Source organism: Algibacter sp. AS12 (assembly GCF_046736315.1).
In the GTDB taxonomy this organism is placed as follows: domain Bacteria; phylum Bacteroidota; class Bacteroidia; order Flavobacteriales; family Flavobacteriaceae; genus Algibacter_B; species Algibacter_B amylolyticus.
The window spans coordinates 1272072-1288441 of record NZ_CP151841.1 but is presented as its reverse complement, the minus strand read 5'-3'; the positions used below and the strand labels follow the sequence as shown (position 1 = coordinate 1288441).

5 protein-coding genes are annotated in these 16370 nt (G+C 34.2%); all 5 read left to right on the top strand.

The genetic code is table 11. From position 1 onward, the window contains the following. The first annotated feature begins 317 nt into the window (after nt 1-317). Entirely contained in the window at nt 318-4913 is a 4596-nt protein-coding gene (locus AAFN75_RS05430) for a LamG-like jellyroll fold domain-containing protein (protein WP_411808592.1), read from the top strand. Between the two features lie 478 nt (nt 4914-5391). Continuing rightward, nucleotides 5392-11700, top strand: a complete 6309-nt coding sequence (locus AAFN75_RS05425; RefSeq protein WP_411808591.1) for a LamG-like jellyroll fold domain-containing protein — start codon at nt 5392-5394, stop codon at nt 11698-11700. Between the two features lie 122 nt (nt 11701-11822). Continuing rightward, nucleotides 11823-15227 carry an isoleucine--tRNA ligase gene (ileS, locus tag AAFN75_RS05420; RefSeq protein WP_411808590.1) on the top strand — a complete coding sequence of 1135 codons (3405 nt, stop codon included), beginning with the start codon at nt 11823-11825 and terminating at the stop codon, nt 15225-15227. A 4-nt stretch (nt 15228-15231) separates the two neighbouring features. Next, nucleotides 15232-15612, top strand: coding sequence for a TraR/DksA family transcriptional regulator (locus AAFN75_RS05415; protein WP_144118193.1), 381 nt, complete (start codon nt 15232-15234; stop codon nt 15610-15612). A gap of 126 nt (nt 15613-15738) precedes the next feature. Continuing rightward, nucleotides 15739-16362 (top strand): lipoprotein signal peptidase, encoded by a 624-nt coding sequence (locus AAFN75_RS05410; protein WP_411808589.1) that lies wholly within the window; start codon nt 15739-15741, stop codon nt 16360-16362. Nucleotides 16363-16370 lie beyond the last annotated feature (8 nt).

Here is a 16370-nt window from a genome sequence, read left to right as displayed (position 1 = left end):
TTTTCATCTAGTTTTTGTTGTTTTTTTAAACTATTATTGTGGATGGTTTGATTTTAAATACTAGTAGTTTATCCTTTTTTTATGCATTTCATTTTTCATCGATGCATTTAAATGGTTTTTTTTAATCTTTAATCGAAAAATAGTAGGCTATTCATCTTTAAGAACAAATTAGATTTATTTTTACATTATAATTGATTACTAGCACTTTGTGTTTTTGTTAATTTATCTTCCCTCAAGATATTATTTTTTTAATCCATTTTACTAATTTTTGTTATTGTACATAATAAACATAGCTCATGGCTATTAAATGTTTTGTTATGAATATAAAAATAAAATTAGGCTTTACATTTTCTGTTGTATTATTCTTATTAAACCTACAAGTTTTATCAGCACAAGGTTTGGTTAATTGTCCGCCTGTTTCTGGCGCGGCAAGCCCTCAAGGTGATGCTGTTAGTTGGATTAAGGAAGGATTTAAAATCTTTTCAAGTGCTAATAATACAAACGGTTTAGGTTACCAAGAATCTGGTTTTCAAGCAGAGGTATTTAAAAAAGGACAAACCTTAACTGTTTTAAATGGTACTAACGATTTTGTGTTTCCTTCAAGTTCTTCTACTGCAGGGTCTGCCAATACAAGTGTTGGGACTTTTGCAAACGGTACACTAGACTTTGTTGATAACTATTATCGTAGAACAGCATCTTCAAAAATTGCACAGTTTAGAGCAACCACATCTGGTGGGTTTATATCTGGTAACGCAGGGCAAGGTGTTTATATCTATCCAGAAACGGGTGCCTTAACAGGGGATTTTTACACAATGAATATAAACTTTACAACACCTGTGGTTTCCTTTAGTTTCGATTTAATCGATATTTTTGATACTATTGGAAATGGCTCTGAGTCAAATTATGAAATTTATGTTGATGGGAATTTAATAGCATATTTTAATGGTCCATTTTTAGGAGATGATCTTACAGGTAACATAAAACTATATGATGCAGATCATAATTTAAGGGCAACAGTAGTTGGTGGTCAAAATATAGAAAATACAATTGGTTTTATAAGTGATACGCCTGTAAGTAAAATAAGTGTAAAGCATATTATAATATCAGGAGGTCTATTAATAGATTCTCATGAGCCTCATGGTTTTGATACATTTGCATATAGTTTCGATTGTCAAATCGATTCGTGTAATGCTTTGGTTTCTGGTTATTTAGATTCTGATGACGATACTATTAGTGATATATGTGATTTAGATGATGATAATGATGGCATTTTAGATGTTAATGAACTTAACTGTTCTTCGGGACTAGTAGCTTTAGCGCAGACTTTTAATGATAACTCTTCTAATGTGGGTGTTGTTAATGGGGTGTTTCCTCATGGTGATATAGATATTGATTTTAAATATGAATTATTAGGATCAGCCTTATGGGGAACTGGAGTAAATTCAGCTACTGTTTCGGGTGTTTCGGGAGCCTATATTAATACGCAAGTACGAAATTCAGATTTTTCAAATGGAGATGTCGCTGTTTATACGTTTAGTGCTTCTAAACCTATTTATAACTTTTCATTTAAACTAGCTGGTTTTGATAATGAAGATATTGCCGATTTAGTAGCTACAAATGGTGGGGTAAATGTTCCAATCACTATTTCAGATATTAATTTAAATGATGGAATTGTGTCTGGGCAAACAGTATACGATGTAAATGGAGCTGCTGGCAATGCACCATCTAATAGTGTGCAGGTTGCTGTGCAAGGAGCAATGGATGAGTTAACTATTACGATAGCAAAAAATGATGGAAATAGCAGTCCCGCTACTATTCAAATTTACGACTTCTCATATTGTGAATCTATAGATACAGATGGCGATGGCTTTCCAAATCACTTAGATATTGATTCTGATGATGATGGTATTCCAGATAATATAGAAGCTCAACCTACAGTGGGTTATATTCCTCCAAGCAATGTTAGCACAAGTATTACAGACATTAATAATAATGGTTTAGATGATGCTTACGAAACTGCTATGGGCGGTACAGATATAGCTACTCTGGAGGACACCGATGGTGATGGCGTATTTGATTATCTAGATAGTGATACCGATAACGATGGTATACCAGATATTGAAGAAAACGGTCAAGCAAATACATTAGGGGCTAGCGATGTTGATACCGATGGTTTAAATGATATTTTTGATGCCATTGTTGGTTATCTAGATGTTAATGATGAAGTAGCTCTAGGAGATATAGCAGATCTTGTTAGTGCCTTTGGCGATGCAGATTCAGATACTGTTTTAGGTGGCGATTTAGATTATCGAGATATATTTAATATTAATCCTCCACACTCAGCGACTATAGATTTTGATGGTGTTGATGATTATGTTGATAGTGATTTTAATTTTAGTGGTTTATCAAAAATGACTACCATGTTATGGATAAAACTTGATGATACTTTTACTAATTATGGGGTAATTGTTAATCAAGGAGAGTTTATTTTGGATGTTGATGGAGGTATGGAGTTAAGTACTAATGTAAATAATGGCTATTTGGACTCCAATATGTCAGATAAGTTACAAAGAAATAAATGGTACCATATAGCGGTGGTCTTTGATTCTAGTTTGCTATTTAATAATTTAAAGCTTTATTTGAATGGAGCTTTAATAAAATCGACTAGTCACTTTTCTTTAAAAGGATCAATTAGTAGTTCCTTAGATAAACTTACCATTGGTAAAAGTTCAGCTTCCGATAATAATTATTTTAAAGGATCTATTGACGAAGTAAGGGTATTTGATGTAGCACTGACCGAGAATCAGTTACAACAAATGATTTATCAGGAAATAGAACAAAACGGAAGTGATGTAATAGGAAAGGTTGTTGCTAAAAAAGTGGCAGATTTGACTTCAGGCACAAGCGTTGCGTGGAGTAAATTGCAAGCTTACTATCCAATGACTGAAATTATAAACTCAAAAACAATTGATTATTCAAGTAATAATTATGACGCGGCACTCCATAATATTACAACTGTACAAGCACAAACGGCACCAATGCCTTATCAAACCTCTGGAGATGGAGAGTTGGCAACAACAGGTAATTTGTTACATGGCGCAGTTTGGAATTTGGATGCCCTTACTAACTCTGGTTATTCTATAGTAAAAGTGAGCCATGATGTATCAATTAATGCGAGTTTAAAAACACAAGGTTTAATTATCGATAGTGGAAAAAAACTAACCGTTAATGGAGACCATGAGGTAAACAATAGTTGGTATTTTGAGTTAAATGGCACATTAGATTTGGAAGCTGACTCACAATTAATACAAACAGAAAATAGCGATTTAGTGACCTCTTCAACAGGTAAAATAATACGCCGTCAAGAAGGAAACTCAAGTCCGTATTGGTACAATTACTGGTGTTCGCCGGTAGGAGAGTTACGTGCTACAACCTTGTCTAACAATAACGGGTCTGCCAATAATGCAAACAATAGTCCTTTTAGTATAGATATGATTAAGGATGGCTCTGGTAGTAATTTTATGTTCACAAGTGGTTATACCGGAAATGGTACAATAAGTAGTTATTGGTTATATACCTATATGAGCGGGCAAACCTATTACGATTGGAAACGTGTTAGTCCATCAACGACTTTAGCTCCAGGAGTAGGTTACACGCAAAAAGGTACAGGTACAACAGCAACAGAACAAGAATATATATTTGAAGGTAAACCTAATAATGGTACTATTTTAATAGACGTCGATAAAAAAGGCGGTTTATTAGCCTCGTTATTTAGTAAAACGCAAACTTTGGTTGGTAACCCATATCCATCAGCTATAGATGTAGGTAAGTTTCTAGACGACAATTCTAGTGTAATATCGGGTTCTATATTATTGTGGCAACAATGGGATGGTACTTCACATAACTTAAGCGAGTACGATGGTGGTTATGCCACAGTAAATAAATTAGGCTCTGCAAAAGCATTTCAATTTCAGGGTATTTTAGGAGCTTTGTTGGGAGGAGGTCCAAGTGGCACAAAAAAACCAACTGAAACAATTCCAGTAGGTCAAGGTTTTATGGTTAATATTAGTGCAGATGGTCAAGTAGAATTTAATAATAGCCAGCGTGTATTTGTAAAAGAATCTGATGCTAATGGTTCGTATAATTCTGGTTCAGTATTTTTTAAAGGAACCAAAAAGGGAACTGCAACTACGGATACTGAGGAAGTAACTACAGAACCACAGTTTCAGAAAATAAGTTTACAACTAAATTCTATAACAGGTCCAGAAACGCATCGCGAATTATTACTAGGATTTAGTGATTCAACAAGTGATGGTTTCGATTATGGTTACGATGCAGAAAATGTAGTAGAAACTAATAACGATTTATTATTAAGTTTTGAAGATAGGGGTATGGTTATTCAGGCTTACAGTGCTTTAACCACCGATAAGGTTGTGCCTTTAAACTTTAAATCGTCTGGAGATAATTCATTCGAAATAAAGCTAAACGAATTAGAAAATATAGACGAGAATCAATCTATTTATTTAAAAGACAACCAAACGGGCACATATTTCGATTTAACTAAAAATGAAAGCTATGAGTTTAATGCTGGTCAAGGTGTTTTCAATAACAGATTCGAATTAGTATTTCAAAGTGAGCAGGCGAGCTTGAGTATAGAAGAATCAATAGCTTCAGAGAACTACATTTATTTTCAAAATACAGAAAATACATTATTTATTAAAAAGCTAAATAGTAATATTAGCAAGCTATCGCTAGTAAATATGCGTGGACAAGTGGTGTTAGAAATGGCAGATGTTTCCATGCAACAACTACAAAACGGTGTAGCATTCAATGGTATTTCTACCGGAGCTTATGTTGTATATATGCGTACAGAAGCAAATGAGTTGCTAACTAAAAAGATAATTGTAAAGTAATGCTTCAAATATTTGACCACTAGCCACTTTTTAGTCATGTTTCCCTCAAGTGTGTTTGCTGTTTTCAAATATTAAAATAACGTAAGAAAACTAGTAAAGTCTTTTAATTGTGACGTTTAAGAATATCTTGTGTCTAAAAAGTAAATACTATTACAGTGAAAACAAAAGTATATTTAATAACAACTAAAACGTTTGTATGATTTTTATATCGTTTAAGATTTTATTCGTTTATTGGTCGATTTTTTAGTGGTTTAAGCGAAATAATAGAGTTTGTTTTTAATAAGAAACCTAATTAATTTAGTTTTACCCTCATAATTAGCTGTAACAATGATTGTTAGTTAGTTATTGCTTCCCTCAAAGCATTTTAATCCATTTTACTGTAAGTGTATTAGTATAAAAAATCCTGTTTTATGGATAGTTTTTTTATTAAACTATTTTTTAAATCATGTATAAAATACTTAACCTACAATAATTGTAAATGGAAAAAAAATACGCTCTCTCGCCTAAACTTGTATTCGTACTTGTATTGTTATTTTTGATTGGCTTTAATGGCTTCTCTCAAGTCGAAATCGCAAGCCAACGATTTCATAACGGAAGTCCAGATTATCCCTATACGGTAGCCGATAAAGATGGTGTTTTTGCACCACCAAGTCAAACCATTTCTAATCATGTGGGTTCAGATAATTGGGATTATACGGCTACCACATCCGATGGTATTATTAGGGTTGTTAACTCTAGTGTTACAAATCCTGCTTCAGACTTTTATTGTTTGGAATTAAAAAATTATTGGAAAGATGCTCCATCTTTAGAATTTAAAGAAAGAGACTTATCCAATTATGTAAATGTAACTTTTTCTATAGCATATCAATCCTTAGGCGATCCAGAAAATAATGAAGATTTAATTTTAAATTACTCGTATCTAGATGGTGGTACTTGGGTCGATAATACAATAATATTGATAGAAGGATCTTCCTCTAGTTTTTTAGGGCTTCCCTTTGATAGAGAATTGTTTAATTTTTCTTTTCTTGGTTCTAACCCATACCAAGTTTCTATTCCAGATTCTGCTACTAAATTTAGAGCAACCATAAGTGCTACTTTTGTTAACGGAGCTAATGGTTCTGATAATTATTATATTGATGATGTAATACTAAGCGGTGAAGCAATAACAATAGCTCCAGTAGCAACTTGTAAAGGAGATTTTGGTATAGAGTTAGATGCCTTTGGTAATGCTTCAATAACGAGTGCCGATATAGATGATGGCTCTACTGTTTCTGTAGGTACAAAGTCTTTGTCAATTGATAAATCTAGTTTTACATGTAATGATTTAGGGCCAAACCTTATTACACTAACGGTAAACGATGGAACACAATCAAGCACGTGTACAACAACGGTTACCGTAAATAGTTATACAGGGGCAATGGTTACTCCTACAATTCCCGATACAACAACATATTGTTCCTTTACTGTTACACCTCCGGCAGATATTTCATATAAATGTAATACGGTTTCTCCAACAACCACAGACCCAATATCTTTTGATACACCGGGATCTTATAGTATTACTTGGACCTATCACGATTCGGTCAGTGGCGATTCACAACCGGCAATTCAAAATATTACTTTAAATAATATTGCGGCTCCAACAGGAATAGCAGTTACCAATATTGGTGCAGATACAGGAACAATTTCTTGGAATGCACAAATTGGAGTTGAATCTTATGAAATTCAGTATAAAAAGAATAACCTGGTAAACTGGGAAACAGTAACCACAACTAATAATACCATTAATATTGCTTCTTTAAATCAATTAACCTTGTATGATGTAAGAGTAGGCTCTGTTTGTGGAGGAACTACAGTGCATTCTGGAGTTACAAATTTTACAACAGCGGGTCATGATTATTGCGATACTAATGTTGATAATACGAGTACACGAGTTTATGTTCGTACAGTACGAGTTGGGAGCATTAATAATACTGAAGGAAGACAAGCAGGTGGTTACGATGACAACACGCATTTGTCTACAGTGTTATATAAAAATGAATCCCATACCTTTAATTTCACCTTCAGAAATAGTAATTATTACAATATAGGTCATGCCGTTTGGATAGATTATAATGGAGATGGCGATTTTGAAGATGCAAATGAACTGGTGTGGAATAATAATGGAAATTTAGATAATGCAGGAACATATCAATACCATAGTCCATCTATTTTAATCCCCTCATTTGCGGTTACGGGACCAACTAGAATGCGAGTTGCAGTAAGACAAAATGGAGCCCCAGATGGTACGTGCGAGGACGATTCGTGGGGAGATAGTAGAGGTGAATTTGAAGATTACACATTAAACCTGCAAATTCGTCCAGATGCACCTCAAGAAATTGATGTTACGGGTAATGGTAATTTAATTTTAGATGATGCTGGGGCTAGTGATATTGCAGAAGATAATAATACAGATTTTGGTGAATACGATGTGTTTGAAGTGCCTATGGTAAAAACCTATAGGATTACTAATAATGGGGCAGATCCATTAACCTTAACAGGGAGTCCTTTAGTTGAATTTGCAAGTAATACAGGTGATTTTACACTTTCTCAACCTTCGGTTTCTGTTTTAGCTATTGGAGAGTCAACAACATTTACAATTACTTTTAACCCCAATACTGTTGGCATTAAAAATGCAACTATACAAATTTTAAACGACGATGTAGATGCAGCTGATACAGAAGATAATTATACCTTTTATATTGAAGGACAAGGTGTAAAAAGTTTTCAAGATACAGATGGCGATGGCGTACCAGATAATATTGATGGCGATGATGATAATGATGGATTGTTAGATGCTACCGAAGACAATGCCTGTAAATCCTATGCCTATTCTAACCAAGTAGAAACCGTGTTTTTAAATGAAACATTTGGATCTGGCTACGATAGAATTACAGTAGGTGAGGCGAGTACAGGATCCTCAACTACATACTGCTACGAAGATGGCACAGGAAGCTGTAATGGAAATAACAACCTAAATGATGGTGCCTATACAATATATTACAAAGCGGCAAATGGAGACGGAACAAACCAAACCCCAAATGGAGAGGTGGCTTCATGGGCAGATCAATACTGGTATACAGGATTAGATCATACACCAGATACTACTGATGGGTCATTACCTGGTAGAATGTTATTAATTAATGCTGATTATGATCCAGGAATATTTTATAGTGCTACAATAACTGGTGTTACTCCGGGAGTAGAAGTTACTTACGGTTTTTCCGTTATTAACTTAGATCGAACAGATGCACCATGTATTAATGGATGCCCTGGTGGAGCTACTTGGGATGATAACCCGAGAAATCGACCTGAAGTATTAATAGCAGTGTACGACCAAAATGGAAACTCTTTGATTCCAGCAACTACCTCTGGGTTAATAGATCCTACCAGCAATTCAAATCCTAATGGAGATTGGGTTACTGTAGAAACAACTTTTACAACTAACTCATCTCAATTTACTATTCAACTAATAAATAGTCAAAGTGGGGGTGCTGGTAATGATCTTGCTATCGATGATATCTATGTAAAACAAATATTATGCGATCAAGATGGCGATGGCGTTGCCGATTCTGTAGATTTAGATAACGATAATGATGGTATCCCAAATGTTGTAGAATTAGGTCTTGCAGATCCAGATAAAGATGCTACATTATTGGGGTCTGGTTGGGTTGATAACAACGCTAATGGTGTACATGATTCGTACGAAGGTGGTGCTCCAATTATAGATACAGATGGCGATGGGATTCCAGATTATGTGGATGCAGATTCAGATAACGATGGTATTTTTGATGCTGTAGAATATGATGGGTTAGGAGACATAGATGTTGATGGCGATGGTAAAGGAGACGGGTCTGATATTGATAGTTTTTTAATAGACGACGAGGCCGATGGAGATGGACTTTTAGCTATAATTGATGGTAATGATTCGGATTCAGATGGCGTAGATCATGGTAGTGCAGGGTATACAACACCTTTAGATTCTGATAGTGATGGAATTCCAGATTATTTGGAAATAGATTCTAATAATGATGGTGTTTTTGATATTAAAGAAACTATTTATGTGGATTACGATACTAATAATGATGGTAGAATTGATGGATCTGCAGATGTTGATAAAGACGGAATTTTAGATAGTTTTGATACCAATAGTACGGTGTTTGGTTCTCCTAGAAAATTAGACGAAAGCTATACCTTGTATTTCGATGGTAGAAATGATTACATCTCTGAAAATCTTCCGGTAATAGATAGTTGGTCTAGCAGTACTCTAATGGCTTGGATAAAAATTGCGCCAGGGGCTTCAGGAAAAAGAAGAATAGTAGGGCAAGATAATTTTTACTTAGCAGTTAATGCAGATGGTACAGCCATTGCTACTGCTGGAGGTGTTAGTACAAATTCAACAACAGTATTGCCAATTAATATTTGGGTGCACGTAGCAGCATCATTTAATAATGTAGATGGTAATTTTGTGCTATATGTTAATGGAGAAGAAGAAAGTATTGAGACTGCAGGGACAATACCAACAGCGGTATCAGATTTTACAGTAGGAAGAAAACCAGGTGTTTTAGGAGAAGAAAACGTATTAACAAGCGAATACTTTAAAGGTGAAATAGACGAGGTAAGATTGTTTAATGCTGGGTTATCTGAAGATGAAATTCAAAAAATGGTATATCAAGAATTAGATGATACTAATGGTTTTGAAACAGGAAAAATAATTCCTATTAATATTTCTGCTATAACAGGATCTAGTTTACAACGTTATTATAAAATGGATAAGTTTGATGCAGATATTACTTCAGAGAAAAAAGGAATTTCTGCAGGCGCTAAGCTATACAATATTAAAAACGTTTATTTTCAAACAGCACCATTACCTTTTGTAACAGCTACTTCGGGAGTATGGACAGATAAAAGTTCTTGGTTACATGGCGATGTTTGGGATATTGATGAGATAGAAAAAAATAAAGATTGGAGTGTTGTAAAAATTGAACATGATATTACAGCAAATCAAGATGTAAAAACCTTAGGTTTATTAATCGATTCTAATAAAACTTTAAAAATAGAAGGAGATCATTTGGTGAAAAATTCATGGTACTTCCAGTTAAACGGTGTTTTAGATTTAGAAGACGACTCTCAATTAATACAAACGGAAACTAGTAATGTAATTACTTCAGCTAACGGACGCATATTAAGAAGGCAAGAAGGAGAGGCTAATGCATTTAGATATAATTACTGGGCGTCGCCTGTAGGTGTAACCGGTGTTACCAATTTGTCAGATAATAACGCAGCAACACACAATACTAATAATACATCATTTAGTTTAGGTATGCTTAACGATGAGGCGGGGAATAATGTAACCTTTACTTCAGATTATACAGCAAACGGAAATATAAGTACCTATTGGATGTATACTTTTAAAAATGGTATTACATATTGGGATTGGGAAAGAATAAGTCCTACGGCCGAAATTTCTCCAGGTGTAGGTTTTACTAAAAAAGGTTCTGGTACGGCAGGCGCTAATCAACAGTATGTTTTTGAAGGTAAACCTAATAATGGTACTATTTTAATTGATGTTATTGATAGTGGAGGAGCTGGATCTGAGGCGAATGTTTCTAAAACAAGTTACCTTTTAGGTAACCCGTATGCAAGTGCTCTGGATGTCTATCAGTTTTTGGAGGATAACGAAGGCGTTATTGATGGTTACCTGCAACTGTGGCAACAATGGAGTGGTAATTCTCACAATCTTAGTGAGTATAATGGAGGTTACGCTCAAGTTAATAAATTAGGAGCTATACGTGCGTTTCAGTTTAAAGGAACGTCCGGAAAAAACACAGGATCTCAAGACGGTACGTTGTTGCCATCACGATATTTGCCAGTAGGACAAGGTTTTCTTGCAGAAATAGTGGCAGATGGTGTAGTAGAATTTAATAATGGTCAGCGTGTATTTGTAAAAGAGAGTGATGCCGATGGAAGTGGTGAAAATGGATCTGTATTTTTAAAATCAGAAAACACTAAAGCATCTAAAATACAAACGTCAAATACAAATGAAACTGCTAATGCAATTAAAAAAATTAGATTAGAGTTTAGTTCTGTTACTGGTCCAGAAACTAGAAGGGAATTATTATTAGGCTTTAGTGATTTTACCACAGATGGATTTGATTATGGATATGATGCTAAATACACCGAGGTAAATAATAATGATTTAAACCTTAATTTAGAAGGGCAAAACATGACAATGCAAGCCTATAGTCAAATTACAAGCGATAAAGTAGTAGCCTTAAATTTTGTGTCTTCAGGCGATAATACATTTGAAATTAAAATTTCAGATTTGATAAATATGGATGATTCACAAGTCATTTATTTACGCGATAATTTAACTGGAACCTATTTCGATTTAACACAAGATGTCGCGTATAGTTTTTCTTCGGCGCCAGGTGTTTTTAATAAAAGGTTTGAAATTGTATTTCAAAGCGAGCAAGAAGCTTTAAGTACAGAGGAATCTGTTATTTCAGAAAATTACATGTATTATCAAAATGCTTCAAATACATTTTTTATTAAAAAGCTACATACAGATGTTAGTAAACTATCTCTTGTAAACATGAGAGGGCAGGTTATTTTAGAGCTGGATAATGTAACTAAATCACGTTTAGAAAACGGATTGCAATTTAATAATATGGCAACAGGTGCTTATGTGGTTTACCTGCGTACAGATACTAACGAGGTGTTAACTAAAAAGATAATCGTTAAATAACATACTGCAAAAACAAAACGAATTTAAAGACTACGTTAGTGCGTGGTCTTTTTTTTGTTTTTAAATTATAGTTAAATTGGTATAATTCATTAAATTCGCGAACTTATAAGAATTAAGAAAAAATGAGCGCTAAATTTCCTGAATACAAAGGACTTGACTTACCAAATGTAGCAAACGATATACTACAATATTGGCAAGAAAAAAACATTTTTGAAAAAAGTGTATCTACGAGAGAAGGTAAAGAATCATTTGTGTTTTTTGAAGGACCTCCTTCTGCAAATGGACTTCCTGGAGTACACCATGTTTTAGCGCGTGCTATTAAAGATATTTTTCCGCGTTACAAGACCATGAAAGGCTACCAAGTTAAGCGTAAAGCTGGTTGGGATACACATGGCTTACCAATAGAACTAGGTGTAGAAAAAGAATTAGGAATTACCAAAGAAGATATTGGTAAAACCATTTCGGTTGAAGATTATAATGCAGCCTGCCGTAAAGCAGTTATGCGTTATACCGATGTTTGGAACGACCTAACCCAAAAAATGGGGTATTGGGTAGATATGGAAGATCCATATATTACCTACGAGCCAAAATACATGGAGTCTGTTTGGTGGTTGCTAAAGGAAATCTATTCTAAAAAATTAATGTATAAAGGCTATACTATTCAGCCTTATTCTCCAAAAGCTGGTACGGGTCTTAGTTCGCACGAGGTTAATCAACCTGGTGCCTATCAAGATGTAACAGATACAACTATTGTTGCTCAATTTAAAGCTTTAGAAGAAACCTTGCCAGATTTTTTACAAAACGAAGGCGATATTCATTTTATTGCTTGGACCACAACACCTTGGACATTACCTAGTAATACGGCATTAACCGTAGGACCTAAAATTGATTATGTATTAGTAGAAACGTACAACCAATATACATTCAAACCAATGAATGTAATTTTGGCAAAAGCCTTAGTTAATAAGCAATTTGATGGTAAGTTTAAAAGAGTTGAAGATAAAGCAGCACTTTTAGAGTATAAAGATGGCGATAAAAAAATACCATATTTTGTTGTAAAGGAATTTAAAGGTGCAGACCTTGTTGGTATAAAATACGAACAATTATTACCATATGCTTTACCAAACGATAATCCACAAGATGCCTTTAGAGTAATTTCGGGCGATTTTGTAACTACCGAGGATGGTACAGGAATAGTACACACCGCACCTACTTTTGGAGCAGACGATGCCTTGGTTGCAAAACAAGCAACACCAGAAGTGCCACCAATGCTTGTAAAAGATGAGAACGATAATTTAGTGCCACTTGTAGATTTACAAGGTCGTTTTAGACCCGAAATGAAAGAATTTGGCGGTAAGTATGTTAAGAATGAGTATTACAACGATGGCGAAGCTCCAGAACGTTCAATAGATGTAGAAATAGCTATTAAACTCAAGGAAGAAAATAAAGCCTTTAAGGTTGAAAAATATAAACATAACTACCCACATTGTTGGCGTACCGATAAGCCAATTCTGTATTATCCTTTAGATTCTTGGTTTATTAAAATTACAGATGTAAAGGGGCGTATGCACGAGCTTAATACGGGTATAAACTGGAAACCAAAATCTACAGGAACAGGCCGTTTTGGTAACTGGTTGGCAAATGCTAACGATTGGAATTTATCGCGTTCGCGTTATTGGGGAATTCCATTACCAATTTGGAGAACCGAAGATGGTAAAGAAGAAATTTGTATTGGCTCTGTTGAAGAGTTAAAATCTGAAATGGCCAAAGCAGTTTCAGCAGGTGTGTTAGATAAAGATATTTTTGACGATTTTGAAGTAGGAAATAATTCCGAAGAAAACTACGCTAAAATAGACTTACATAAAAACATCGTAGATGAGGTTGTATTAGTATCACCATCTGGCCAAAAAATGTTCCGCGAAAGCGATTTAATTGATGTTTGGTTCGATTCTGGTTCTATGCCTTATGCACAATGGCATTACCCATTTGAAAATAAAGATTTAATTGATAAAGGCACCACGTTTCCTGCAGATTTTATCGCAGAAGGTGTCGATCAAACTCGTGGTTGGTTTTATACTCTTCACGCTATTGGAACCATGGTTTTCGATTCTGTGGCTTATAAAAATGTAGTTTCAAACGGATTAGTGTTAGATAAAAACGGACAAAAAATGTCTAAACGTCTAGGAAACGCTGTCGATCCTTTTGATACTTTAGGAACTTACGGAGCTGATGCCACACGTTGGTACATGATTAGTAATGCCAACCCTTGGGATAACTTAAAATTTGATTTAGAAGGTATAGAGGAAGTAAAACGTAAGTTTTTCGGAACGCTTTATAACACCTATTCATTCTTTCAGTTATACGCTAACTTAGATAATTTCACGTATAGCGAAGCAGATATTCCTTTAAGCGAAAGACCAGAAATAGACCGTTGGATTCTTTCAGAATTACATACGCTAATTCAAAAAGTAGATGCTTTTTATGCCGATTACGAGCCTACAAGAGCTGCACGAGCTATTTCAGATTTTACTCAAGATTATGTAAGTAACTGGTTTGTGCGTTTAAGCAGAAGACGTTTTTGGAAAGGCGATTACCAACAAGATAAAATTTCGGCATACCAAACATTGTATACATGTATGGAAACGATTGCCAAATTAAGTGCACCAATTGCACCGTTTTTTATGGATAGATTGTATTTAGATTTAAATGGAGCCACCAAAAAAGAAGATTTTGAAAGTGTGCATTTATCTAATTTTCCAGTTTTTGATGAAACTTATGTTGATAAGTCGCTAGAAAACAAGATGGAAAGTGCTCAAATAATTTCGTCTTTAGTGCTATCATTAAGAGCTAAAGAAAAAATTAAAGTGAGACAGCCGTTGCAAAAAATAATGATTCCTATAAGTAGCGAATCGCAAAAAAATGAAATTTTAGCGGTTGCAGACCTTATAAAATCTGAGGTTAATGTAAAAGAGATAGAAGTTTTAGAAGATGCTTCAGATATTCTTGTAAAACAAATAAAACCTAACTTTAAAGTTCTTGGTCCACGTTTTGGAAAAGACATGAAAGCTGTGGCTCAGTTAGTTAATAACTTTACCCAAGCCGATATTAAAAATATTGAGCAAAATGGTATTTTAGACGTTGAAATAAACGGAAAAAGTGTTACCTTAGAACGTACAGATGTTGAGATAACATCGCAAGATATTGAGGGTTGGCTAGTAGCAAACGAAGGCTCATTAACAGTCGCTTTAGATGTTACTATTTCTGAAGATTTAAAGCAAGAAGGTATTGCTAGAGAGTTAATTAATAGAATACAAAATTTGCGTAAAGATTCAGGTTTTGAGGTTACAGATAAAATAGATGTAACGCTTCAAAAAGACGAACATATTGTAAAAGCTATTGAGGCAAACTTAACGTATATTAAAACAGAAACATTAACAAATAAACTTGACTTTACAGATAAATTGGAAGATGGTATAGAAATTGCTTTCGATGAAGTAAGTACAAAACTATTTATACAAAAACATTAATATTATGGCAGAAAATACCGTAAGATACTCAGACAAAGAATTAGCCGAATTTAAAGAGCTAATTAGCAATAAAATAGAGAAAGCAAAGCACGATTTAGAGTTAATTAAAAGTGCGTATATGAACGACCATACTAACGGTACAGAAGATACATCGCCACAGTTTAAGGCTTTTGATGAAGGAAGTGCTGTTATGAGTAAAGAATCAAACTCGCAATTAGCTATTCGTCAAGAAAAATTTATACGTGATTTAAAAAATGCTTTAATTCGTATAGAAAACAAAACTTATGGTATTTGTCGTGTAACAGGAAAACTAATTAATAAAAAACGATTGGAGCTTGTGCCACATGCTACTTTAAGTATTGAAGCTAAGAACATGCAGCAATAATTATTACTAATATAGAATTCTAAAGATTTTAAATTATATATTTGAAACGTCTCAATTATGTTGAGGCGTTTTTCATTTATATACTTTTTGTCATTCCCACAAAGGCGGGAATTTAATTGATAAAACATGTCACTAAAAAAATCCATAATCCTAATTTTCATTATTTTGCTTATCGACCAGATTAGTAAGATTTATATAAAAACAACTTTTGTACTTCAAGAAAGTATAGATGTTTTTAGCTGGTTCGAAATCATTTTTGTTGAAAACGACGGAATGGCATGGGGAACTAAAATTAGCGATTTTGTGTCTTTTATTTCCGATAGAACAGCCAAAGTTATACTAACATCGTTTAGAATAGTGGCTATTTTCGGGATTGGCTATTGGCTTTACGACGCTACGGTTAAGCAACATTCAAAATTATTAATTATAGCAATTGCCTTAATCTTTGCAGGTGCTTTAGGTAACATAATAGATTCTGTTTTTTACGGTGTACTGTTTGATGATAGCTATAGTCAAGTCGCAACCTTTTTGCCAGAAGCAGGTGGTTACGATGGTTTGTTGCACGGTAAAGTTGTAGATATGCTTCACTTTCCGTTATTCGAGGTAGACCTACCCGAATGGTTTCCATTTTATGCAGGGAAACGCTTTAGTTTTTTCGATCCTGTTTTTAATGTCGCCGATATGGCAATAAGTACAGGGTTTATTATGCTTATTGTGTTTAATAAAAAGGCGTTTTCAGATAAAAAATAGCATTTTAG

Coding starts and splice junctions, on each gene's coding strand:
- AAFN75_RS05430 (WP_411808592.1), top strand. CDS start 318: ATGAATATAAAAATAAAATTAGGCTTTACATTTTCTGTTGTATTATTC.
- AAFN75_RS05425 (WP_411808591.1), top strand. CDS start 5,392: ATGGAAAAAAAATACGCTCTCTCGCCTAAACTTGTATTCGTACTTGTA.
- ileS (WP_411808590.1), top strand. CDS start 11,823: ATGAGCGCTAAATTTCCTGAATACAAAGGACTTGACTTACCAAATGTA.
- AAFN75_RS05415 (WP_144118193.1), top strand. CDS start 15,232: ATGGCAGAAAATACCGTAAGATACTCAGACAAAGAATTAGCCGAATTT.
- AAFN75_RS05410 (WP_411808589.1), top strand. CDS start 15,739: ATGTCACTAAAAAAATCCATAATCCTAATTTTCATTATTTTGCTTATC.